This window comes from Sulfurospirillum halorespirans DSM 13726 (assembly GCF_001723605.1).
Classification (GTDB): domain Bacteria; phylum Campylobacterota; class Campylobacteria; order Campylobacterales; family Sulfurospirillaceae; genus Sulfurospirillum; species Sulfurospirillum halorespirans.
Window position 1 is genome coordinate 417,351 of the sequence record NZ_CP017111.1, and the last position, 25,756, is coordinate 443,106.

The 25,756-nt window shown below is 39.4% G+C and carries 15 protein-coding genes; 14 read left to right on the forward strand and 1 reads right to left on the reverse strand.

The annotated features are described in order from the left end of the window. Window positions 1-10: 10 nt before the first annotated feature. The 7 genes from SHALO_RS02120 to SHALO_RS02150 all read left to right on the forward strand — a co-directional run bounded on the left by SHALO_RS02120 (window position 11) and on the right by SHALO_RS02150 (window position 17,321). Window positions 11-7,897 (forward strand): calcium-binding protein, encoded by a 7,887-nt coding sequence (locus tag SHALO_RS02120; RefSeq protein WP_069477171.1) that lies wholly within the window; start codon window positions 11-13, stop codon window positions 7,895-7,897. Then, a complete protein-coding gene (locus tag SHALO_RS02125) occupies window positions 7,894-11,484 on the forward strand; it encodes an Ig-like domain-containing protein (RefSeq protein ID WP_069477172.1) in 3,591 nt (1,196 codons plus the stop codon). Before SHALO_RS02120 ends, SHALO_RS02125 begins: the two co-directional genes overlap by 4 nt. Beyond that, window positions 11,481-12,788 carry a TolC family protein gene (locus SHALO_RS02130; protein WP_069477173.1) on the forward strand — a complete coding sequence of 436 codons (1,308 nt, stop codon included), beginning with the start codon at window positions 11,481-11,483 and terminating at the stop codon, window positions 12,786-12,788. The genes SHALO_RS02125 and SHALO_RS02130 overlap by 4 nt, the downstream gene beginning before the upstream one ends. Then, complete coding sequence (locus SHALO_RS02135; protein WP_069477174.1) at window positions 12,773-14,875, forward strand: peptidase domain-containing ABC transporter; 2,103 nt, start codon at window positions 12,773-12,775, stop codon at window positions 14,873-14,875. The genes SHALO_RS02130 and SHALO_RS02135 overlap by 16 nt, the downstream gene beginning before the upstream one ends. Beyond that, window positions 14,872-16,197 carry an HlyD family type I secretion periplasmic adaptor subunit gene (locus tag SHALO_RS02140; protein ID WP_069477175.1) on the forward strand — a complete coding sequence of 442 codons (1,326 nt, stop codon included), beginning with the start codon at window positions 14,872-14,874 and terminating at the stop codon, window positions 16,195-16,197. The genes SHALO_RS02135 and SHALO_RS02140 overlap by 4 nt, the downstream gene beginning before the upstream one ends. A gap of 268 nt (window positions 16,198-16,465) precedes the next feature. After that, window positions 16,466-17,098 carry a recombinase family protein gene (locus SHALO_RS02145; protein ID WP_069477176.1) on the forward strand — a complete coding sequence of 211 codons (633 nt, stop codon included), beginning with the start codon at window positions 16,466-16,468 and terminating at the stop codon, window positions 17,096-17,098. Continuing rightward, window positions 17,091-17,321 carry a hypothetical protein gene (locus tag SHALO_RS02150; protein ID WP_069477177.1) on the forward strand — a complete coding sequence of 77 codons (231 nt, stop codon included), beginning with the start codon at window positions 17,091-17,093 and terminating at the stop codon, window positions 17,319-17,321. Before SHALO_RS02145 ends, SHALO_RS02150 begins: the two co-directional genes overlap by 8 nt. Before the next feature lie 43 nt (window positions 17,322-17,364). Here SHALO_RS02150 and SHALO_RS02155 read toward each other — a convergent pair whose 3' ends face one another. Next, entirely contained in the window at window positions 17,365-18,069 is a 705-nt protein-coding gene (locus tag SHALO_RS02155) for a helix-turn-helix domain-containing protein (RefSeq protein WP_069477178.1), read from the reverse strand. A 147-nt stretch (window positions 18,070-18,216) separates the two neighbouring features. Here SHALO_RS02155 and SHALO_RS02160 point away from each other — a divergent pair, with 147 nt between their 5' ends. The 7 genes from SHALO_RS02160 to SHALO_RS02190 all read left to right on the forward strand — a co-directional run bounded on the left by SHALO_RS02160 (window position 18,217) and on the right by SHALO_RS02190 (window position 25,755). Further along, a complete protein-coding gene (locus SHALO_RS02160; protein WP_069477179.1) occupies window positions 18,217-18,957 on the forward strand; it encodes a phage replisome organizer N-terminal domain-containing protein in 741 nt (246 codons plus the stop codon). Next, a complete protein-coding gene (locus SHALO_RS02165; RefSeq protein WP_069477180.1) occupies window positions 18,950-19,141 on the forward strand; it encodes a hypothetical protein in 192 nt (63 codons plus the stop codon). The genes SHALO_RS02160 and SHALO_RS02165 overlap by 8 nt, the downstream gene beginning before the upstream one ends. A 674-nt stretch (window positions 19,142-19,815) precedes the next feature. After that, window positions 19,816-20,301 carry a hypothetical protein gene (locus SHALO_RS02170; RefSeq protein ID WP_069477181.1) on the forward strand — a complete coding sequence of 162 codons (486 nt, stop codon included), beginning with the start codon at window positions 19,816-19,818 and terminating at the stop codon, window positions 20,299-20,301. Continuing rightward, a complete protein-coding gene (locus SHALO_RS02175) occupies window positions 20,301-20,867 on the forward strand; it encodes a DUF6036 family nucleotidyltransferase (protein ID WP_069477182.1) in 567 nt (188 codons plus the stop codon). Before SHALO_RS02170 ends, SHALO_RS02175 begins: the two co-directional genes overlap by 1 nt. Window positions 20,868-21,012: 145 nt before the next feature. After that, complete coding sequence (locus tag SHALO_RS02180) at window positions 21,013-22,131, forward strand: metallophosphoesterase family protein (protein WP_069477183.1); 1,119 nt, start codon at window positions 21,013-21,015, stop codon at window positions 22,129-22,131. Beyond that, window positions 22,118-24,487 (forward strand): AAA family ATPase, encoded by a 2,370-nt coding sequence (locus SHALO_RS02185; protein WP_069477184.1) that lies wholly within the window; start codon window positions 22,118-22,120, stop codon window positions 24,485-24,487. Before SHALO_RS02180 ends, SHALO_RS02185 begins: the two co-directional genes overlap by 14 nt. A 128-nt stretch (window positions 24,488-24,615) precedes the next feature. Then, window positions 24,616-25,755 (forward strand): HNH endonuclease signature motif containing protein, encoded by a 1,140-nt coding sequence (locus tag SHALO_RS02190; protein ID WP_084010664.1) that lies wholly within the window; start codon window positions 24,616-24,618, stop codon window positions 25,753-25,755. Window position 25,756: the final 1 nt, after the last annotated feature.

Here is a 25,756-nt window from a genome sequence, read left to right on the forward strand (position 1 = left end):
GGATTAATCTATGGAAAAAATTGAAGTAGGCTACAGAAATATAGGTAGTATGGGTGGGATAGAGTTTTATCATAAATTTTTGATATATACAAGGAGCGATGGAAGCCAGTATACAATTAGTGGGTGGGCGACAAACTCCCCTACTGATGGTACGCCATATGGGAAAATTCAAGTCGAGGCAAATTTTCCTTATGACCAAACAAATCCTGATTATCCAAGTGCAGGTCAAAAACAATATCGTGAGTTAATCACAGAAGGTAATAATTTGACCGATATTTGGAATAATATGATAGATAATGCAGTATCAAAAAATAATGTATATCCTTATGATCCATTAGTGCAAAATAGTAATACATTTGCCGATAGCGTCTTGAAAGATGCGGGGTTACCATCACCTATAAACGATAATATTTTTAGTTATAACGAGCATTGGGCACCAGCATCAGATAAAGAGTTAAGCAAAGATGTGGTACCTGTTGTCCCTAACGAAACTTTAGATGGCATTAAAGACAACTTAAAAAGAATGCTAGGCGGTTGGCTAGATGATATAGCAGATCAGTTAGGAAAAAGTGTAGATGATGTGCTAAAAGATATTATGGGTATCCTCGCTTCCATGGGGAACTCCCACTCATCCGTCAACCCCTACGACTTCAACCTGACAAACTCCTACTTCTTCCAAAGATGTGAACCTCTAGCCCTAGACACCAATAAAGATGGCTTCATAGCAACCACCAGTGTCACAGAATCAGAAACCTACTTCGACTTAACCGGTGATGGTATAAAAGAGCGTACAGGATGGATCAAAGGTGAAGATGCACTATTGGTTTATGATGCCAATGAAGATGGACAAATAGGTGGTATTTCTGAAGTATTTGGAAATGCAACCACAGAAGGCTTCGATGAACTACGAGACACCATCGACTCCAATTATGACAATAAGATAGATCGTAAAGACATTCTCTTTAACCGCCTCCAACTCTGGCATGACTATGACCAAGATGGAAGTGTCGATGAAGGAGAGTTAAAAAGTCTTAAAGAAGAAGGCATCACCTCCATAGATTTGAACTCTGTACAAACCAATATCGAAACCAATGGTCACCTTATCAGTGAAGCTTCACACTATACAACCTCCACAGGTGAAAAAGAACTCGTAGCAGACATCCACCTAGCCTACGATGCACGAGATACCATTATAGACCTCGTCCAACAAAAAGACTTTACCATAGACCCAACTACCTTAAGCCTACCTAACCTTAGAGGGTATGGACTTGTGGTTGATAGTTTCATCGCTTACCAAACCAATGAGAACTTAGCTACCCTTGCCAAGCAATATGCAAATAATGCAGAGCTTATATCCAATGACTTTGATGAGTATATCAATGAATGGAGTGGCTATAACGCGTATAAAGCAGAGATAGCTAAAAAATACAACCTAAGTGCAGATGTCGATATGTCTGATCTTGATCGAAAGATATGGATCATGGAGAAGTTCTCAGGCAAAGAAGAACTCACCAGTCGGATAGAGTCAAACTATGAAACCCACGCTAAAACAGTGACAGGCAACAATGATGTCACCGTAACTTCCATCAATGGTCAAAACAGACTCGTCCTAGTAGCAGATTATATCAATACCCAATACAACACAATGCTCCACCGAACCGAAAGTGAATTTGCCATCCAAAGTGTTTTTGAAGATGTCTTCACAGGTGTAAGCTACAGTGTTGATACTGATGCTTTAAGTGTAACAGATGCAAGTAAATTGCAACAAAGTTTGACCAATTATCTGAATGATGCTTCTATCGATATAGACTCTAAAGTATTTTTAGCACAAACCATTTGGATGCTCAATACTACGAAGTCATTAACCATCGATGCCACAGCCCTTTTAGCAACAATCACCGATAGCATGAGCCACGATCTCATCCAACAAACGTTGACTTCAGGCATTGATTTTACAGGAACTAAGGGTGATGATAATCTTGAAGTTACTGGCAATACCTTAGTCCTTGGCAATAGTGGCAATGACATCATCCAATCACACGATAGTGCCAACCAAACCTATCTTTTTAGAAAAGGTGATGGCTCTGATATACTCTTTGATGCAGGTGGCAATGATACTTTGAGGTTTGATCAAGGCATCCTTAAAGAGGATGTAATTCTTTCAAAAGAGGGGTTTGATCTTTTACTTTCACTTAAAGACTCCATCGATAGTGTACGTGTTAAAGACTGGTTTTTAAATGCCAATCGTGTTGAAAATATCGTGTTAAGCGATGGAACAACACTGGATGTTACAACCATTCTACAACAATTCACCGTTACTGAAAATGCTGATGTCATAGACTTAGATAACCAAGACAATACCATAAATGCTTTGGGTGGCGATGACACCGTTCGCTCGTTTGGGGGAAATGACACCATCACCGCAGGAAGCGGAAACGATAGCGTGTACGCAGGTAGTGGAGATGATAAACTCTATGGCAATGAAGGCGATGACTTGCTCGATGCAGGAAGTGGAAATGACACTCTCGTCGGAGGAGTAGGTGCAGATACTCTTTATGGAGGAGCCGGAAATGATCTTTACATGTACACTAAAGGTGATGGTAAAGATATTCTCAGTGATGAGAGTGGTGAAGATACCTTGCGTTTTAGTGAAGGCATCACTAAAGATGATCTTATCGCCAAAGCCAGTGGCAATGACTTAATCATCGGCATTAAAGAAGAGGGAAAAACCTTTGATCAACTAACCGATACGATTACCATTAAAAACTACCTTAGTGGTGGAAAGTTAGAACATTTACTTTTAAATGATGGAACAGCTTTAGCGTTAAATGAACTCCAACAAGGCAGTGAAGCCAATGACTATTTAGCCTATGGCAATGAAGCCTCAACGGTTAATGGACTTGGTGGCAATGATACCATCATCACGGGAAGTGGTGCTGATGTCATTGATGGCGGAAGCGGAGATGACATTATCGATGCAGGAGATGGCGCTAATGATGTTGATGGAGGCGTTGGCAACGATACAATCAATGCAGGCAGTGGCAATGACGCTCTTATGGGCGGAAGCGGTAACGATAGCATTGTTGCAGGATCAGGTGCAGATGTCATCACGGGTGGTTTAGGCGATGATACGCTAAATGGTGGACTTGGCAACGATACCTACATCTTTAATCGTGGTGATGGCAAAGATACCATCGATGATGCGTACCGGTATGGATATAACAATCAACTAAGCCAGTATTCTGGCGAAGACACGCTTAAATTTGGAGAAAGCATCACCAAAGATGATCTTGTTGTGCTGAGTGTTGGAAATGATGTCATCATTGGCATCAAAGAAGAAGGTAAAAGCTTTGCAGAACTAAGCGATAAAATCACCCTTAAAAACTACACCGATTCAAACACCCGCGTTGAAAACATCCTTTTTGCAGATGGTTCTAACTTTCTCGTAAGTGATCTCTTTAGTGCAACCGAAGGGGCTGATCAGCTCATTTATGGCGATGTGAATGTCAATGTTGATGCCCTTGGAGGAAATGACACCATCATTTCAGGAAATGGCAATGACGTCATAGAAGGAGGAAGCGGAAATGACACTATCACTTCAAACAATGGCAACGACACGCTAAATGGTGGAAGTGGAGACGATACCCTTTATGCAGGTTCAGGTGAAGACATACTAAGTGGTGGTACAGGAGTCGATGATCTTCAAGGTGGACTAGGCGCAGATACTTACCTCTTTGGTAAAGGCGATGGCAAAGATAGCATCTATGATGACTACCGTTATAGTGGCAGTTACCAAGGCAACGCAGGACTAGATACCTTGAAATTTGGAGAAGGTGTTACCAAAGATGACCTTGTTATCCGAGTCAGTGGGAATGACCTTATTATCGGCATTAAAGAAGAGGGTAAAAACTTCGATGCACTGAGCGACACCGTCACGATTAAAGAGTACTTCAATGCTAACAACCGTATCGAAAAGCTACAGTTAAGCGATGGCACTTTAGTTGCACTTGAAGAGCTCCAACAAGGAACCGATGGAGATGACGTCCTTGTCTTTAATGATGACAATACGACTATCAATGCTCTTGGTGGCAATGATAAAATCACCACAGGTGCAGGTAATGATGTCATCGATGGCGGAGTCGGCAATGACACCATTTATAGCAACGCAGGCAATGACATCATCACCGCAGGAAGCGGAAACGATAGCGTATACGCTGGCAGTGGCGATGATAAACTCTATGGCAATGAAGGCGATGACCTGCTCGATGCAGGAAGTGGCAATGACACGCTTGTGGGAGGCGTTGGTGCAGATACCCTTTATGGCGGGGCAGGAAATGATCTTTACATGTACACTAAAGGTGATGGCAAAGATATCCTCAGTGATGAAAGTGGTGAAGATACCTTGCGTTTTAGTGAAGGCATCACTAAAGATGATCTTATCGCCAAAGCAAGTGGCAATGATTTAATCATCGGCATTAAAGAAGAGGGAAAAACCTTTGATCAACTCACTGATACGATTACCATTAAAAACTACCTTACCAGTGGCAAGTTAGAACATTTACTCTTAAATGATGGTACAGCTCTAGCATTAGATGAGCTTCAACAAGGCAGTGAAGCCAATGATTATCTTGTCTATAGCAATGAAGCTTCAACGGTCAATGGACTTGGTGGTAACGATACTATCATCACAGGAAGTGGTGCTGATGTCATTGATGGTGGAAGTGGAAACGATACCATTACTTCAGGTGGAGGAGCAGATAAAATCATCGGTGGGACAGGAGATGATGTTCTTAACGCAGAAGGTGGCGATGATGTACTCATCGGCAATGAAGGCGCTGACATCCTTCAAGCAGGTACAGGAGAAGATACGCTAAGCGGTGGCACAGGTGATGATAGCCTTTATGGAGGACTCGGAGATGACACCTACATCTTTAACAAAGGTGATGGAAAAGATAAACTAAGCGATGAAGGTGGTACCGATTTCATTAGCTTCGGTACAGGCATCGCAAAAGAAAATCTCATCTTTAAACAAGTAGGATACGACCTTATCGTGGCGATCAAAGAGGATGGAAAAACCTTTAGCACGCTTAGCGATAAGATCACTATAGCCAATTACTTTAAAGACACTACGACCATTGAAACATTGAAGTTTGCTGATGGAACCCAAATGACCAACAGCGAAGTAGCCGCCCTCTTTGTCAATGTCAACATCGAAGATACAATCTTTAGTAAACAAGGTGCTGTGCTTCGTGGTGGCAATGGTGATGATGTGTATGTTTACAATCAAGGTGATTTTACGGTGGTCATTGATGATTATTACTACAAAGACGCGCTTGAGGTCAATGCGGGAAAAGACACCCTCCAATTTGCTACAGGCATCAACAAATCTGATGTCACCATTGGTGTTAATGGAACAAGTCTTATCATCAAAATCAACAGTTCTGAAACCTACCAAGAGTTGCAAGATATCGTGGTTATCAAAGATTGGAAGTCTGAAAATCGAGGCATTGAAAAGATCATCTTTAGCAATGGTGAAGTGCTAGACATCTCTAAAACCGAGACATTTCCTACCATCACGTTCAATAACACTTGGACTTCAAAACGCTACTACGTTTATGGCAATGACAACGATGATATTGCTGGAACCACCAGTGCCGATACCATCGAAGCTGCCGGTGGAGCCGATGTGATTACTGCCGGTGCTGGCAATGACATCATTTATGGTCAAGATGGGGAGGATATCATCGATGGCGGATCCGGCGATGACAGGCTTATCGGTGGAGCCGGTGATGACTATATCAAAGATGATGCAGGTAACGATACGTATGTCTTTAACAAAGGCGATGGTAGAGATATCATCAAAGATACCGCTGGAACAGATGTACTCTTCTTTGGAGAGGGCATCAGCAAAGATGATATCGTCCTTCGTGTCTTTGATAATAACCTTGCCGTTGGACTCAAAGAAGGCACGACCTCTTTTTACAGACTTAGTGATCGCATTATCCTAAAAGATTGGTACAGTACAGGCGGACGCATTGAGTCCTTCCAGTTTAGTGATGGCACATCGATGAGTGTCAGTGACATCATCCAAAGTATTGGAACGGATAGCAATGATCTCATTAATGGACTTGATGACCAAAATGACATCTTAAATGGTGGCATCGGTAATGATACACTTGATGGTAAAGATGGAAATGATACACTAAATGGTGGTGTTGGTGCAGATACACTCATCGGTGGAAATGGCAATGATACCTTTGATGGCGGTTATGGAAATGACACGATAAGTGATATCAGTGGTGATGATACCTATATGTTTGGTAAAGGCATGGGAAAAGATACCATCACCGATAGTGCAGGACTTGATAGCATTGTTATGGCAAGCGGCATTCTAAAAAGTGATGTCATCTGGCAACAAGTAGGCAATGACCTTGTCATTGGCATTAAAGAAGACGGAAAAACATTTGATCAGCTTAACGATACGATTACGGTCAAGAATTGGTATACCGGTGGAATTACTAATCGTGTTGAGATAATTAAATTTACAGATGGAAGTACGATTAGTTCAAATGATATTCTCCCTGGAACTGAAGGAGTAGACAACCTAATATATGGCGCAGAGGACAACATTATTCATGCATTGGCTGGCAATGACACTATCTTAGCAGGAGCTGGCAATGACACACTTTATGGTGATGCAGGAAACGATAACCTCCAAGGCGAAGCAGGGAATGATACGCTCTATGGCGGAGCTGGAGATGATAACCTCTATGGTCAATTAGGGGATGATGTTCTTGATGGTGGAGCTGGGAATGATAGCCTGCAAGGTCGAAGTGGAAACGATACCTACCTCTTTGGTCGAGGTGATGGAAAAGATACCGTAAGAGAGAATGACTTCGAAGATTGGAATAATAAAGGTAACGATACTCTTAAATTTAAAGAGGGAATTACCGCTGATGATATTCTAATCAAGCAAGTGGGACATAATCTTGTTATTGGGATCAAAGAAGAAGGTAAAACCTTTGATCAGCTGAGTGATACGATTACATTTGAGAACTGGTTAGCTACTTCTACACAGTATTATGAATCTAATTGGAGTTTTAACGCTTATTATAGTGTTGAGAATATTGCTTTTAGCGATGGAACGACATGGAATAAAGCGGATATTATGGCGCATGTTGGAACCGATGATAATGAGACGATTTTCGGACTTGATGGATCCGATACCATTCATGGTGGTAAAGGAAATGATGTACTTTATGGAAGACCAGGTAATGATACTTACATCTTTGACCGAGGAGATGGTAAAGATACAATCTACGATAGTTATGGCACTAATCAAAATGGTAACAATGCTGGCAATGATACCTTGAAGTTTGGAGAAGGCATTAGCGTGGATGATCTGATTATCCAAAAAAGCGGTAACGATGTCATTATTGGTATTAAAGAAGATGGAAAAACATTGGCAGAGCTTAGCGATATCATCACCATAAAAGATTGGTATAACGTTAACAATCGAATTGAGCACGTTGTACTCAGTGATGGCACTGAGATAGATACCGCATTCTTATTTGACCCAACTGAGAACGATGATAACCTAACGTATGGCGCGGAGGATAACGAAGTCCACGCATTAGGAGGGAATGACTTGATCGTAGCCGGCGCAGGGAATGACACACTTTATGGTGATGCAGGAAACGATAACCTCCAAGGCGAAGCAGGGAATGATACGCTCTATGGCGGAGCTGGAGATGATAACCTCTATGGTCAATTAGGGGATGATGTTCTTGATGGTGGAGCTGGGAATGATAGCCTGCAAGGTCGAAGTGGAAAGATACAATCTACGATAGTTATGGCACTAATCAAAATGGTAACAATGCTGGCAATGATACCTTGAAGTTTGGAGAAGGCATTAGCGCAAGCGACATTGTCTTCAGAATGAATGGCTCTAACTTAGAAATAGATATAGGCAATGGTGATTTTATCACGATCAACTCTCAAACCAATCTCAATAATGCCATCGAAAAGATCGTACTCAGTGATGGAACCTATATGACCAATCTTGATATCGAAAAATTGACCGAAAACCTAAGCCTCTATGCTTCTGAAAACGGTATTTCATTAACAAGTACAGATGTCATTCGTGCGAATGCCACTATGATGGAGATGATCAACTCTTACTGGCGTAGTGGTGGTGATAGCTCAGGTGAATACACCCCTCCAATTGTCCTTGATCTTAATGGCAATCTTACAACCTCTATTGCATTAGAGTCAAGCGATGTCTATTTTGATTATGATGGCGATGGTGTTAAGGAGAAAACGGCTTGGATAGAATCGGGGGATGCAATGCTTTCGATGGATCTTAATGGCGATGGGCTTATTAATAACGGTAGTGAGCTTTTTGGTAACTACACCAAACTGGCCGATGGCTCTTTAGCAAGTGATGGTTATGCCGCACTTGCTCAATATGATAGTAACCATGATAATATCATCGATGCTAACGACAGTGCTTTTGCAAGTCTAAAAATCTGGAAAGATCTTAATCAAAACGGCATCACTGATGCTGGAGAGCTTACAAGCTTACAACTGAGCAATATCTCTTCCATTCATCTTAGCAGAGAAGATGGTACCACCTTTAGCCAAATCACAGAAGCTGGCAATATCATCTCCAATCAAACAAGCTTTACTTCAAGTAGTACTACTTCAGGCATCGTCAGAGATGTTTGGTTTAAAGTCGATCAAAATGACACCATTACCAACAATGATACGTTCATTTCTACTGTAGCCAATGAGAGCTTCAGCGGAGGTGAGGGCAATGATACCTACATTATGAAACTAGGTGGTGGTAAAGATACCATCGACGATAATGACGCAACAGGTCTTGGAGTCGATACGATTCGTTTTGCAAGTGGGATTAGCGCAGACCAAATATTAGTCAAATGGGATCGACAAACCAATGGACTTGTCATTGGTATTCGTGAAAACAGTGACGATGATACTGCACTTAAAGATCTCGCCGATCAGATTGTTGTTAAAAATTGGTTTGATGCAACAGGTAAAATCGAGAAGTTTGTCTTTGCCGATGGTACTATCTTAGATGCACAAGCCATCTACGCAAAACTCATCCAAACCAAAGAGAATGGTGAACTCTCAGCTACCGTTTTAGCATCAGGTGATAGCTTAGATGGAGGTCGTTACAATGATGTTCTGTTTGGAGCAGAGGGCAATGAACTCATCAGTGGAAATGATGGTGATGACTATGTTAGTGGACAAGCAGGAGATGACCAACTTATGGGTGATGATGGTGATGATGTCCTTGATGGAGGCTTGGGTAGCGATATCTTAATGGGTGGCAATGGCGATGACTATTATATCTTTGAAAAAAGTAGTGGTCACGATTTAATTAGCGATAGCGCAGGCATCGATACCTTGATGTTAGGTGCAGGCATCACCAGAGAAGATATCCTTGCTAAAGTAGTAGGTGATGACATCATCTTAGGAGTGAAGGAAACAGGTAAAAGCTTTGAAGAGCTAAGTGACACCATCACCATTAAGAACTGGACACAAACAGGCTTTGAGATTGAAAACGTTATGTTGGATGATGGCACACTTTTAAGCCTTGATGATCTACGGAACCAAGCACCAATTCTTACAGATACTGAAGTAAGCATTGCAATGCAAGACCTACGCCAAAGCACAGGAACCATAGCTGTGACTGACCCAGATAGTGACACGCTCGTCTACAGCATCTCCACTCAAACAACACATGGAACCCTAAGTGTTGATGAAGCAGGTGCATGGGTCTATAAAGCCAATGCTGGTTATATAGGTGAAGATAGCGCCATCATTAAAGTAGATGATGGAAATGGCGGAGTAGTAGAGCAAACGCTCAACTTCGATTTAAAAGTATCAGCACCAACGATTAATACGACTGCCTTAACTCTTCTCGAAGACAATAGCTATAGCAACACCTTAGCCGTGACCAACCCCATTGGTGGTGCTTTAACCTATGCCATCCTTGATGCAACAGATTACGGTAGCTTTGTTCTCAATAGTGATGGAACCTATAACTACACACCATCACTTAACTACAATGGATCTGATAGCCTTACTCTCAAAGTGACGAATGAATATGGTCTAAGCTCTACGCAAACGATTGAGCTTAATATCACTCCGGTCAATGACACCCCAACTTTCGTTTCGAGTGAAGATGAGTCGTATTTGCTTAAAAATACACGTCTTGTCACAGGTGCTATTAATGCGAGTGATATTGATGGCGATACGTTAAGTTATGCACTTTCCACAAATCCAACCCACGGAACACTGACACTTGATGCAACCACAGGTGTATGGAGTTATGAGAGTCTCTTTGGGTATATTGGAAATGATAGTGCAACAATCAGTGTGAATGATGGTAAGGGTGGCGTGATCACTAAAAATATCATCTTTAATGCTAAAGGCTTAGTGTATGAAGGTGGAGATATCACAATCTCCGCTCAAACCATTGGCGATACCCTTGATTTAGGAACGAATGGTATGGATGCGCTTAACTTTGATAAAAGTGGCAACAACCTTACCATTACAGTTAAAGATCAAGGGGTGATTACCATTAGTGATTACTTCACCCAACCCAATCAGTCTTTGACAACACTGAGTACCTCTTGGGGTGAGATCAATATTGATAAAGAGGCAATCAAGCAAGCCGGTGGCACATGGTGGTGGCCATTTGGAAGTGCTACTGCAAATAATAGTGTTGATAGCTTACTCATAGGCTCAACCTATAGTGACACCCTTACAGGAGCTTCAGGTAATGACATCTTATTTGGATCTTCCAAGAATGATAAACTCATCGGCAATGCGGGCAATGATCTTCTTATCGGTGGCAGTGGCAATGATACGCTTACCGGAAGTAGCGGACAAGATACCCTTTATGGTGATAGTGGAAACGACACCCTTGATGCCAAAGAGGGAGATGATTATCTCATCGGAGGTAGTGGCAACGATACCTTATATGGTGGAAGTGGTGCGGATAAGCTCAGTGGTGGAGCAGGGAATGACACCTTATACGGTGATGTTGGCAATGACACCTATTACTTTAACTTAGGCGATGGCAAAGATACGATCACCGATACCTCCTTTAGCTTCTGCTCTTGGAATACTCCAGAAGGAGGCGATGATACCATTACCTTTGGAGAGGGAATCGAAAAAGAGGATGTTACCTTCTTAATGCAATGCGGCAATCTTTCCATTAAGTATGGAGATAAAGAGAGTGTTGTGATATCGGGTCAAAGTAATGATGCTAGTGCGATAGAGCGCTTTGAGCTGAGTGATGGAAGTTATTTAAGTTCCAATGATGTTGAGAGTATCATCCAACAGATGAGTGCCTATGCAAAGGATAACGGTATCTACATCAGCTCTAACAGTAGCATTGAAAACAACCAAGCTTTAATGCAAATCGTAAGCTCCAGCTGGCATAACGCATGATGAAAAAAGCCTTTCTAGGAGTCGCAGTCTTATCTGCGACTCTTGCTTTTGGAGAACAGAGTGTGACCTTTGAGCGTTTACTAGAATCGATGGAGCAAAGCTCCCCCAAGCTTGAACAACAGCGCCTCCAAACCAAAATAGCCCAGCAGAGCCTAAGAACTGCTGAAGCAGCGTATCTGCCCAGCTTAGCGCTTGGCGCAACCTCGGAGTATTCAAAAAAGTTTAATGATACGGTCACTCCTTCGTATGTAGGAAGTGACAGCCTCACCCAAACCACCCAGTACCAAAACTCCTCCACGATCTCCCTAACCTACGATCTCTTTCGCTTTGGTGCCACCAACCTGGGTGTCAAAGCTGCTCATCAGCAGATCAAAGGCTCCAAAGCAGCTGAGTGTGTGAATCTCAAAGAGCAGTTAGATTCGCTCCTAGAAGCCTACACTAAAGTACGCATCGCCACAGCAAAACTAGCCTATTACCAAAAGATGCAACAGCTCTACCAAGAGGCCTACATCATGGCAAAACGACTTAATGTTGCAGGCGAACTTCCGCAAACCGAAGTCATCAACTATGCACAATACATAGCCGATCAACTGGTCATGATCGCTCAAATCCATGAAGAAAAAGAGAATATGCTAGCCCATCTTTCTTATCTCAGTGGTATCAAACTGGATACCTTTTCCACGCTAGAGCCTTTACATGTAAAAGAGTCTTCTTTAACTCAGGTAAGCTTTGAAGAGAGCTCTCGTGCTAAACAAGCCTACGCAGGCATTGAGCAAAAAGAGGCTCAACTGCAAGCGGAAAAAACACGCTATCTGCCTGTCTTTTCTCTTTACGGCAAATACGATCTGTATGGCTCCGATGAAGAGCAGTTCAGGCGCTCCACCCAAGATATCGAGCGCAATGGGTACAGGGTAGGGCTCTCCTTTTCGTGGACACTCTTTGATGGCTTTGCCAGAGAAGCTGCCGTTGAGACACGGCTTTTAGAGCTTCAACAGGCCAAAATGGCACTGGTTGAAGCGAAGCGAACGTATGAAAAAGAGCAATATTTGCTGCAAGCACAAGCCCGTGAGCGCGAACATAGGCTTAACAGTGCGAAACGAAGCGAAGCCTCTTCGCACAATGTCTCAGAAATGATCGAAACCCTGCATGAAAACGGACAAAAAGATAAACTCTCCAGCCTCAAAGCTCAAATCCAATACTACCAAACCGCTATTGCGTCCAATGAAGCCGAAGAGCTTTTAAGCCTGAGTCACACCAAAGAGATTCTCTTTGCCCAAAAGGAGTATGAATGCGTAGCGCATTAGTCGCCCTTGAAGTAGTAGGCCAGCTCAATCGCATCGCCATTGACTCCACTGCTATTGCTAGAAAATATGCCCTAGATGCGAATGAGCCCTCCATCGAAGTATTGGCCAGAATTGCGAAAGAGCAGGGCTTTAAAACCAAACTCAAATCCCTTACCCCTGCTCAAATGGAAAAATACCCCTTGCCATGTATCGCCCGAAAAAAAGAGGCAGGGTATATCGTAATCTTAAAAATTGATCTTGAAAAAGAGCAGATGCTGGTCTTCGAAGCTGGATCCAAAGAGCCATATTTACTCAGTTTCTCAGATTTTACAGCCACTATTCAGCCTAAAGTCATCATCCTTAAACATAAAATTATGACCGATCAGATTAAATTTGGCTTTGCATGGTTTTACAATCAGCTTTTACACTATAAACGTATCGTAGGTGAAGTACTCTTAGCCTCCTTTGTGATGCAACTCTTTGGATTAGTCACACCACTGTTTACGCAAGTAGTGCTTGATAAAGTTCTAGTGCATCACAGCATGAGTACACTCAATGTCATTGCTATCGCCTTTGGAGCGGTGATTATCTTTGAGTTTTTACTGAGCATCGTGCGTAACTACGTTTTTGTGCATACGACCTCAAAGATTGATGCACGACTCGGAGCTAGGTTGTTTCGCCATCTCATCTCACTTCCTTTGGTCTACTTCGAGAAGCGCAAAGTAGGTAATATTATCGCACGTGTGCGAGAGTTAGACCAGATCAGGGAGTTTATTGCTAATAAGTCCGTCACCGTACTGTTAGATATGCTTTTCTCGGTGGTCTTTGTGGTCATGATGATGATCTACAGTGTGCAACTTACCTTCGTCTCTTTAGGCTTTATCTCCATTATTGCCATTCTCTATATCATCGTAACCCCAAATCTTCGCAAACGACTTGAAGCCAAGTTTCAAATGGGAGCACAATCCAATGCCTATTTGGTGGAATCGGTTACCGGCATGCAAACGGTCAAAGCCCTAGCGATTGAAGGCAGTATGCAAAAAAAGTGGGAGGAGTATTTAGGCGCTTACGTCAATGCAGGCTTTAATCTAGCCCATCTTTCCAATATCCTCTCCGGTGTCAGTGGTGCTTTACAAAAGCTGATGACACTGAGTATTCTCTACTTTGGAGTAGGGCTCGTCATTGATAACAAACTAAGCGTAGGACAGTTGATCGCTTTTCAGATGTTTGCAGGTCAGTTTAGCTCTCCTGTGATGCGTTTAGTAGGGCTGTGGAATGAGTTTCAACAAGCACTGCTCTCAGTAGATCGTATTGGAGATATCCTCAACACTCCCACTGAGCAAATGAACGATAAAGCTATTACGCTTCCAAAAGTGCAAGGGGAGGTTAACTTTGACAAAATTGCCTTTCGTTATGCTCTTGATGGCCCGCTTATCTTAAAGCAACTCTCTTTACATGTAAGCCCAGGGCAGAGCATTGGTGTGGTAGGACGCAGTGGTAGTGGAAAGAGTACACTCACCAAACTCTTACAACGCCTTTACTTGCCCCATGAAGGAGCTGTTTACATCGATGGTGTCGATATTAGACATATGAATCCTTCATGGCTTCGCCATAATATTGGGGTTGTGTTACAAGAGAATTACCTCTTTAGTGGAACGATTAAAGAGAACATCGCCTTTGCGGTTCCGGGAGCTTCCATGGAGCGCATTATCACCGTTTCTAAGATTGCAGGAGCGCATGAGTTTATCTCAGAACTTCCGGAAGGGTATGACACTTTCGTAGGGGAGAGGGGTTCATCGCTCTCAGGAGGGCAGAGACAACGCATCGCGATTGCAAGGGCACTTTTAGGAGATCCCAAAGTCTTGATATTTGATGAAGCAACCTCGGCATTGGATTATGAATCAGAGAAAATCATTCAAGATAACCTCAAAGCCATTAAAGAAGGACGTACGATGTTTATCGTGGCACACAGGCTGAGTACGGTCAGAGATTGCGATGAGATTATCGTGATGGATAAAGGTGACATTGTAGAGCGAGGGAGTCATGATGAACTGATGACACTTAAAGGCTACTATCACTTCTTGACCACACAGCAGGAGAGGGCATGAAATGGTTTAAACAGGGCACGCGAAATGATGTCCATGAGTTTCAGCCCTTATTAGTTGAAATTGAAGACAGACCCCTTAATCCATTAGGGCGCAGTATTTTATGGATTATCTTTGGGGTCATTTTATTTGGAATCTTATGGCTTAGCTTTGCCACGATTGATATCGTGGTAAGTGCACGAGGTAAAGTAGTTCCCACAGGAGAGATTAAAGTCCTTCAACCGATTGAAACAGGGGTCATCTCTAAAATCTTGGTGAAAGAGGGCGAACATGTGCAAAAAGATCAAGTGCTGATGCAAATAGACCCGAGTGTCACCCAAACCAGTCTGGCTTCTAAAGATAAAGATCTGGTAGTGCATATCCTGGAATGTGAACGCTTAAGTGCTTTAGTTGACAATCGCAAACCCAAATGGAATGAGTATACGCATCTAGATACGGCACTCTTAAATGAACAAAAAGATCTCTACCTTCACCAACGAGACTCCCTGAGTGCCTCTAAATCCCAATACGCTATGAAAAAGTCCCAAGCCGAAGCGCAATACAGCAGTGCCAAATCAGATGTGCAACGCTTAGAAGGCATCTTTCAAAAAGAGCAGATGCGGCTTAAACGTATGGAAAAGGTGCTCGATATCATTGCACGAAATGACTATGAAGAAGCCCAAAAGAGTGCCAATAATATCCATGAACAGCTCAATATGGCACATCATAAAGAACGTGAGAGTAAGCAACATCTCAAAGAGGTTGAACATGAAGCCAAAGTCTATGTCGAACAGACTCTCTCCACATGGTTTAATCAACTCCTTGATAAGAAAAAAGAGCTAAGAGCCTTAGAATCAGAGATCAACGCTATCGCCTTTCAAAACAGACAACAACAGATCAAAGCACCACTGAGTGGTTACATCGGAAAACTGATGGTCAACACCGAAGGAGGGGTTGTAACACCAGCTGAAAAGCTCATCTCGCTTGTTCCTGATGATGCACCTCTCATTATTAAAGCAACCGTACTCAATCAAGATAGAGGCTTTATCACCAAAGAGATGCCTGCTGCCATTAAAATCGATACCTTTACCTTTCAAAAGTATGGTTTTATAGAAGGAATAGTCGATAGCATTGGTAATGATGCCATTGAAGATGAAAAACAAGGGCTGATTTATGAGATCAAAGTCATTCCCTCAACCACCTCGTTGATGATAGATGGTAAAGAGAAACGATTAGAACCTGGTATGAATGTGACGACTGAGATTAAAGTAGGCAAACGAAAAATCATTGAGTTCTTTATCTATCCAATTATTCAGTATATGGATGAGGGGTTGAGTGTGAGGTAGTACGTACACGCTCCTCTGGCTCACAAAAAGAGTGATATTGGTAGGAGTGTTTTCCCCCACTATACTAAACTTTGGCAACAGAAACAGTTCTTAAACAAACAGAAATGATAGCCAATGAAATTGTAGATTAAAGTACACAGTCATTAAATATTTTGAATAAATATTGTTCGTTTATTAAGTTTATATATTTACGTTAAATAGTATGTATAAAAGGTAAATATTTGAGATATTTTTTAGTATAATTACCAAAAGAGGTAAAAGGCTAAAAATGGCTCAAGCAATCGGATACATTCGTGTCAGTACAGACAAGCAAGATTTCCAAAATCAGCACCATGCCATTCTTGCATATGCCAATCAAAAAGGCTTAGGCAAAGTTTCATTTGTTGAAGTCAAAATGAGCAGCAAAAAGAGTGAAGAAGATCGAAAGATTGATGAGCTTTTAATAACCCTTCAACCGCATGATCATTTGATCGTCTCAGAATTAAGTCGTATTGGACGAAGCGTGGTGAATGTAGTCACTATTGTAAATCAACTCATTGCAAAGAAAGTCAATATCCATATCCTAAAAGAGCATCTTCTGATTGAGCCAGATATGCAAAATCCTTTCACTGACTTTCAAATCAATATCTTCTCCTCCTTTGCCCAACTAGAGAGGGATTTAATTAGCCAACGTACCAAAGAGGCATTACAAGCTAGAAAAGAAAAAGGCATTAAGTTAGGAAAACCTAAAGGCACGATTCAAAATAGTATCTACGATAAAGACCAAGCCAAGATCAAAGAGCTTTATGATTTAGGTGTCACTCTTACCAATATCTCTAAAAAGCATTTGGGATATGGCACCATTAAAAGCTTGAGCGAATATGTCAAAAATAAGCTAAATAGGAAGGGAAACCATGAGTAATGATCAAGTCTTAACTGTTATGTCCGATGAATTTAGAGCCTCTTATGCTTTTTATGAAGGTTATGATGATATGGTGATTCATAAATCATCCAGACAAATTTTCAAAATTAACTTTGTCCATGGCATGGCACAACTTGTTCCTGTATCGAATGAAACTGCTATGAACACAATAGAATCCGATATGCAGCCATTTGTTGCAATGTTGAAAAAACAAGGGTTTTAGATTTTAGAGTAGAACCAAGAAATCGTTAAAATATGATCATACGCTATGTATGAAAAACTCCGCGATGAGCTTTAATAACCATTGGGCTCATTGTCCTTTCAAGCAAAATCAGGACTGTATCTGTTTGTTCAATTAATAGTTGACATTCACTTTCTGTAAAATCACTATCAATAAGTTCTGTAATATCTTGTTTAATTTTTTCCGTAAATGCTGGTTGATTTTTCCAAGAAAATGTTTTGAAATTTTGGATAGTTTCAATAATAAATTGTTTTGCATTTTGAATAGTAGTATTAGGTTGATTTTTGGCAACTGATATTATTTGAAAAACGTAATACAAAAAAAGAAATGGTCGCTGCCTTACATGACTACCTAATGAAAAAGCATCTAGTAATTTGACAAAAGTGCCTTCTTTGATAATGCCTTTTACTCTTTTAAGAAGTGCTTCTATTAGAATTTCACGTAATTTTTGAGCTAATTCATCTTGAGAAAATAATGAAGATAAATCATTTAAAAGATAACCATTTTCAATAGAAATCTGGGGAGTGGCAGATAATAAGTGAGGTTCTTGGCCAAAAAAAAGAAACGTTGGATTCGCATTAAGCGTTTCACAATACTTTTTAATTACTGATGAAGATGGCGCAATGGACTGAGATTCATATTTTGCCAATGTCGCTTGTTGAATTTCTAATTTTTCAAAAGCTTCTTTTTGTGAAATTCCAAGTCTATCTCTAAATTCTTTAAAAAACATATAGCAATTCCTTAAAATTATGTTTTATACAACATAATAAGTTAATTATAACATATTTTAAGATAAATATAAAATTCAAGTTGTATAATATGTCATATAAAACATAATATGACAAAAAATATATGATTATGGAGTTCAATCACTGCAATGATGAAAAAATACTTTTGGTTAAAATTAAAAAATGATTTTTTTGATCGAGAAGAAATTAAACTTATTGAAGCCATGCCAAATGGGAAAGACTACATAATTTTCTATATGAAACTTCTTTTAAAAAGTATAGAAAATAATGGAAAACTCTTTTTTAGAAACACTATACCATATAGTGCAGAGATGCTTGCAAATGTGACAAATACAAATATCGATACTGTCAAAGTATCTGTTGACATATTTTTAAAATTTGAATTGATGGAAAAATGGGATGATGGCACACTATTCATGGTAGAAACTCAAAATATGATAGGCAGTGAATCAAAGTGGGCGAGCTATAAGAGGATAGAGCGGCAGAAAAAAACAGAAATTGGACATTGTCAAAAAATGTCAAAAGAAATTCCAATAGAGCTAGATATAGAATTAGAGAAAAATATAGAATCCTCTCTCTTCTTCTCTCCTACAAATGAAATAGAGAGGATAGATTTTAAATCTTTCAAAAAAAAGTTACTAAATTCTTTTCCTCAGTATGAGTTTAAATTAAAACAGTTAGATGATGCCAATTTCCTTAGTACTCATCAAGGTTTTTGTTTAAAAAATGGTTATATCTATAATCTTCAAACAAAGAGGCTTTGTGATTCAACTGAAAGTTTTAAAATTTGGGAATATTTATATAGCGTTAGAAGTGCTGTTTTTGAACAAGCATTTATCCAAAACAACCAAAGAGCACATCATGAATAATAATTACCAAATAGAAAAAGAATTTTTCCGCCCAAAAGAGGCAGCACAGTTTCTTAGTATTGGTCTATCAACCTTATGGTTGCATGTAAAAAACCAGAAAATTAAAACCTTGAAACCAACGCCGAGAACGACTATAATTACACGTAAAGAGCTATTGTCTTTTCTTTACAGTAATGCTTTATAGTAGTTATTTTAGTAGTCATTACTTGATTTATTATTCAATAGAATTCCTAAATATACGAGTTTTGTTGAATAAGTATTAATCCAGCATTCGCCACTCTTTTTTCTAACAACCTCCCAAAAAGTCTACAAATAGCGATGAAATCGATAAATTAAATTATTTGTTCATTTAAGCCAATCTAATATAATTTAGTATCAACTAAGCCTCGAAGTAGTAACGTAAGTAGTAATTTTTCATAATTTTTACCCATGGTCATAAAACTCCTAAAAGACTTACAAATACGCAATGCCAAGCTATCAGACGAAGTGCAATTTTAGACATGATAGATTTATTCTAACACCTAAAATAGGAGTATATCTCTGAAAATAATTGCCTAATTTTGCCATTCTCACGACATTTAATACGTATAAAATATTCTTTTACTACTCTTCCAAAGATACTTCTATTTAAAATTATATCAATGTTTTATACAGAGTTTTTTGTTTTAATAAAATTAAACTTTTGCAAAAAATATTTTGTAAAAGTTATAAAGTTGTATAAGTAATTTATATCCATATTTTAGGGATATTTGTATAATAATTTAGGAGATTATATATTTGACAATTCGGCAGATATTGCCTATAATTACGTTATAAGAAACGGCAGATATTGCCGAAAAGTAATAAAAGGAGTTTTTTATGACACAGACACAAATGGTAAAGCTTCTTGGTGTCTCTGATAGAACTTTAAGAAGCTGGAAAACAAACCGAAATAGCCTTTATACATTACTTGATCGATTGGATTTTAATCAATCAGAAGAGTTACTTTCTCAAAAAGACAATATGCATGTTAAAAAACTTTTAGAAAATCAAGAGTATTTTCAAGAGTATAGATCGTTTGAAAAAGAGCTCTTTAAGTTTTTGGTTTCAAAATTTGATACGAATGTACTCAAAAAAATGGCAAAAGACACTGCGCTTTCAAAAGAAGCACGAGCAAGAAGTGCATACTTGTATACTTTTTTAACAAAAAAACCTCTCAAACTAAGCTTTTCATTGAATAAAAAAGTAGGTCTATACCATGGAAGAAAGCAAGAATCTGGGGATGGCTTGGCAGACTATTATGGACTCTTAAGCGGGGTAGATGCCAACAGGTTTAATCAATACAAAACAAAAGGGAACAATTGATGAATACTTCGCTCGAAGATGCCGTAAGAGAAATGATGCAAAAAATTAGTAAAAATATACGGGGAACAAGTAAAAAAGTGCCCGTCAATGTGTATATAACTGGTGGAATTGCAATTCATTTTCATACTGCCACTAGAGTGTCAAAAGATTTGGATGCGATTATTGATCAAAACATCAATATTCCCAGTAAATTAACGGTACTTTGGCAAAATGAAAATGGTGAATTTGAAGAACTGGCATATGATTATAACTACAGCCCAACGCTTGGACTTATGCATGAAGATTATGATAGAAGGGCCATATTCAAGTTTAACATCGATGATAAGCTCAATGTTTATATTTTAGATCCAGTAGATTTAATCATTTCAAAATTATCACGATTTGGAGAGCAAGACCAAGAAGATATCCAAAGAATTATACAAAATGACCTTGTCAATAAAAATCAACTTGAAGAATTAGCTAATGATGCTATCAAAATAGCAAGTGTAGGTAGACCCGAAACCTTTAAATTACATCTTGCGTTGACACTTGAAATGTTTGATGAAATAACCGGAAATGTTCAGTAAATCACTTTATATTGCTCAATAGAGGCTCTCTCCTTGCACAATCTTAAACGAAGCGCTTAGGCTTTTAAAAGAATCTTGGCCCTTCGTCTGACACACTCACACAAATCTTTGCTATAATCGGAAGAAATAATCACAAAGAAGCACCGTGAAACTGATTCATTTTTCGGACACGCATTTAGGCTTTAACGATTTAGATGTCATCAATGAGCTCGGTATCAACCAACGAGAGGCTGATTTTTACGATGCGTTTACGCAAGTCATTGAGCAAATCAAAGCAATAAAACCTGACTACATCATCCACACAGGCGATCTTTTTCACCGTCCATCTCCTAGTAACCGAGCCATCACCTTTGCTCTTGAACAATTTAAAATCATCGAAGCACTTAATATCCCGTTCATTATGATAGCGGGTAATCACTCCACACCTCGCACTAATTTAAGTTCCCCAATACTCAAGATATTTGAAAACTTTAAAAATGTTTATGTTTCATACAATCAAGAGTATAAAAAGATAGAGTTCGACGATGTCATTTTTCACACCTTACCTCACATGCACGATGAGACAAAAGCACTTTCTCAAATCGAGCTTTGCGAAGCAAATATTGATACAACCAAACGCAACATCATGATGCTTCACTGTTCTGTAGGTGCGCACTATCTGATGGCTGAGTTTGGCGAGTGGGTGTATCCGCACGATAAAGAAAGCCTTTTTTCTAAAGTGGATTATGTCGCTCTTGGGCATTGGCATGGGTTTGGAAAAGTGGGCAAGCATGAAAATGTTTACTATGCAGGCTCAACCGAGCGCACCAGTTTAAACGACAAACGAAACTCCAAAGGGTTTCTTGAAGTTACACTGGATGAGGCTTTACATGTAAACTACCATGAGATACAAATTCGCCCGATTAAAACCTACGAGATTGACTGTGAAGACTACGAGCACTCAGTTGAGTCTTTACATGTAAACGATACAAAAGACGCTCTTGTCGAAGTCAAATTGACTCATCTTACCCCGTTGCAGTCCATCGACATCCAAACACGTGACATCAAAAATCTCTTTGGCGAAGCTTTACATGTAAGCATCAAACGAGAGTTCAAACAAACCAACGGTGAAGCCACACTAAACGACATCGAAGCACTCTCTTTGGAAGCGTATTTTTTAGAACACATCAAAGAAGAGAGTCAGCCTGAAGAGTTTGAGCGACTCAAAGGCAAAATCCAAGGCTTATTTAGTGCCTACGAAGAGGTGAGCGATGATACTCTCTAAACTTCACCTTGAAAACTTCAAACGCTACACCTCCTTTGATATCGAGTTTGGCGAGGGGCTGATCGGCATCATCGGTAAAAATGGCAGTGGCAAATCGACCCTTTTTGAAGCGATACTTTTCGCGCTTTACGGTGAGCTTCGAAATAAAAAATTTAAAGAAGTCATACGAAACGCCAGTGCGAGTGATAAAGATGCTGTTTTGGTTGAGCTTGATTTTGAGTTTGAAGGCATGGCGTACAAAGTCACGCGAGAGTTTCGCGGAAAAGCGCTCAATGCCAATGCTAAACTGTATAAAAATGGCGAGCTTACAACCAGTGGCGCGAGAGAAGTTACCGTGGCAATTACCAAACTCACAAAGATGAGCAAAGAGGCATTTTTGCATACACTTTTCGCTTCTCAAAAAGAACTTACCAGCCTCAGCACGCTTAAAAATGAAGATCGAAAAAAGATGATACGTAAACTTCTTGGGCTTGAAAAGATAGACTTTGTGGAAAATGAACTCATCGAAAAAAGCAGGGAACTCAAACGTGACATCGTCGCAAGTGCCGAGTTTTTATTAGGCGAAGAAGAACTAAAGAGCAAAAGAGCTCTTATAAAAGAGACTACCGCCATAAAGCAAGCGTTTGAAAAAGAGGTCAAAACCAAATCCACGGAACTAGAAACTACCAAAAAACAAGAGTTACATGTAAAGCAAGAACTCGAACTCTTTGTCAAAACAAAAGAGCAAAAACAAAAGCTCATCAGCGAACTCTCCCTCATCAAAAACTCTATAACTTCAAACTTAGCCACTGGGGCCAAACTCACCGAAGAGCTCAAAAACCTAGAAACAAAAGCCAAAGAACTTAAAAGTTTAAGCACCGTTAAAAAAGAGTACGAAGCCTTACATGTAAAGCTCAAAGACCACGAAAATCTCAAAAATATACAGCTCAAAAAAGAGGGCTTGGAAAAAGAGCAAACCCAGTTGCGTGCCCAGTACACCAAAGCCAAAGCAGACATCGCAACTTTGGAAGAGCAAACCAAACCGTATGAGACACTTTTAGGGCAAAAAAAAGAAAATGAAGCTTTACATGTAAAGATAAAAACGGAACTTTCTGCGAAGCAAACAGAGCAAAAACAACTCCAAAATGAACTCTCAGCCGAACAGCGAGTTGTATCTGACACACAACAAAAGATAGCCAAGATACAAAGCTTAGGTCGAGAATCAAACTGCCCGACATGTACAAGGCAACTGCTTGATGAGTACGACAATGTCATCGCATCCCTAAACGACATCGTGCAAAAGACGCAAAGCCAAAAGATAGACAAAACCAAAGAAAAACTTGACATCCTCACCAAACAGATAAATGAACTCGAAATTCAAAAAGAGCAAACGCAAAAAGCCTTACATGTAAACGAAACGGCTCTAAGTTTGATAGTAAGCAAGCAAAAAGATTTAGCAAACGCCAAAGAGCATTTTACAAAGGTCAGTGAACAAGGCAAACGCAACAAAGAAGAACTTGACACACTCTCAAAACACGCTTACGATGAAGCTTTACATGTAAGCCTACAAAAAAGCTTTTTGGAGTTAAAACCAAAGTATGAAACCGTTCTAAGTCTTGAAACAGAACTCAAACGAGAGCAGGGCGTGAGAGAGGATCTCGCACTTACATGTAAGAGTGCAGAAGCTTTACATGTAAAGGCTAAAGAGAAAGAATTGGAAGTTGCAAAAACACTGTACGATGAGCCAAAACACACCGCAAAACAAAGCGAATACGACGAACTGCAAAAGCAAAAAGAGAAACAATACAGCGTTATTTCAGAGCTCAAAGAGAAAATAGCCAAAAATGAGGGCGAGGTAAAAACCTTGCAAAACGCTCTGGAAAATAACGACATACAACTTAAAAAAGTACAGAGTAAAAAAGACGATTTGCAAGACTACGAGAAAATCAAACTAAGCCTTAGCGAGTTTAAAACAAAACTCAACTCAAAAATCGCCCCACGCATCTCACAAATCGCCTCGCAGATGTACGCCACCATCACCAAAGGCAAATACCAATACATCGAAGTGAACAACGACTTTGATTTTTTCATTTACGATGAGGGCAAATGCTACCCCATAGAACGCTTCAGCGGCGGCGAGATAGACCTTGCCAACTTAGTGCTTCGCATTGCCATCTCCAAAACACTGAGTGAACTCAGTGGTGCAAGTAGTGTGGGATTTTTAGCATTCGATGAAGTCTTCGGAAGCCAAGACGAAACCAGACGTATGGAAATCCTAGAAGCGTTTCATACCATAAAAGAACAGTACAGACAGATATTTTTAATAAGCCATGAGATGGAGATAAAAGAGATGTTTGAGAGAGTTGTGGAGTTGTAAAAATAAATAATAAAAATTATGATTTAGGTTTAGCATTTCATTAAATTTAAGAAGAGGTCCTTGCTAAAAGTATTTATTAATGGATTAATTGAAAAAAAATAAATGTATAAGAAAGAAAAGGTTTGAGTATGAGAAAAGCTATTCCAGACAATATTCAAAGAAAACTTTATGCAGAGTCAATGGGAAGATGTATGAATCCAAGTTGTGAAAAAGAGTTATTGTTGACTAATGGTGATATAGCAGAAAAGGCTCACATTACTCCCCATAGTGATACTGCAGATAATTCTTTTGAAAATTTAATACTCTTATGTCCAAATTGCCATACGAATTTTGATAAAAACTCAGCTTTTACTGAAAATGAAGTTAGAATGTGGAAAGAGGAGAGACGAAAACAGTTATCACAAATTTTTGCACAAAAGTTTAATACGTTTGAAAAACTTGAGGAAGCTGTTAAACCTATTCTTGAAGAAAATAAAACGATATACGAAAACTATTATTTGAAAGGAAACCCTAAACTATGGAAAAAATTTGAAGAAAAGATATTGCTTAATAATCAAAGATTAAAGCTTCTGCTAAGTAGAAATAGAAATTTATTTCAAAAGCATGATGAGGAAATATATTCAAATTTAGCCACCATAGACCAATTAGTTCAACATATTGATGAGTTTTACGACACCAGAGAAGATAATGAAAAAATAAGAACCGTATTATTTCCTGAAGAAGTTAATTCAATATTTGGATTAGAACCTTGTCATGAAGGTATGATACCTTCCGTAGAAGCATTAGAGTGTTTAATTGGTAGCCTACAAAAAGATAATAAATTTATTGAAATTACCTTAGGTATTGAAGACCCATTTATAGTATACAAAGAACGAGATAACTTTGTTTTGTTGTCATTAAGTGATACTCCAAGAATAAGACAAATGTATTTTGTACATAAATGCTTTAAAAAAGTTGGAATAAGGCTTGACAGTCTCAATTTTGCATTAAAGTATTTAGATAATAACCATATTTCATTTACAATTGAAAATTTAGAAAATTTATCGAATGTAATTGTAAAAGAGAAGCCTTTTAAATTTATTTATGAATATTGTTTAAGTAAAGAAAAACTGATTTCACTAGCACCTCAAAAAGGTTTGATTATAGTCAATTTGCACAATTGGAATAGTGGAGGTTGTATTTCTACTGAAGCATATCAACAAGCAGAAATAATGGATGTAACACTATTGACTTTGGATAATTTTTATAGGTATGTTCATAACCTTTAAG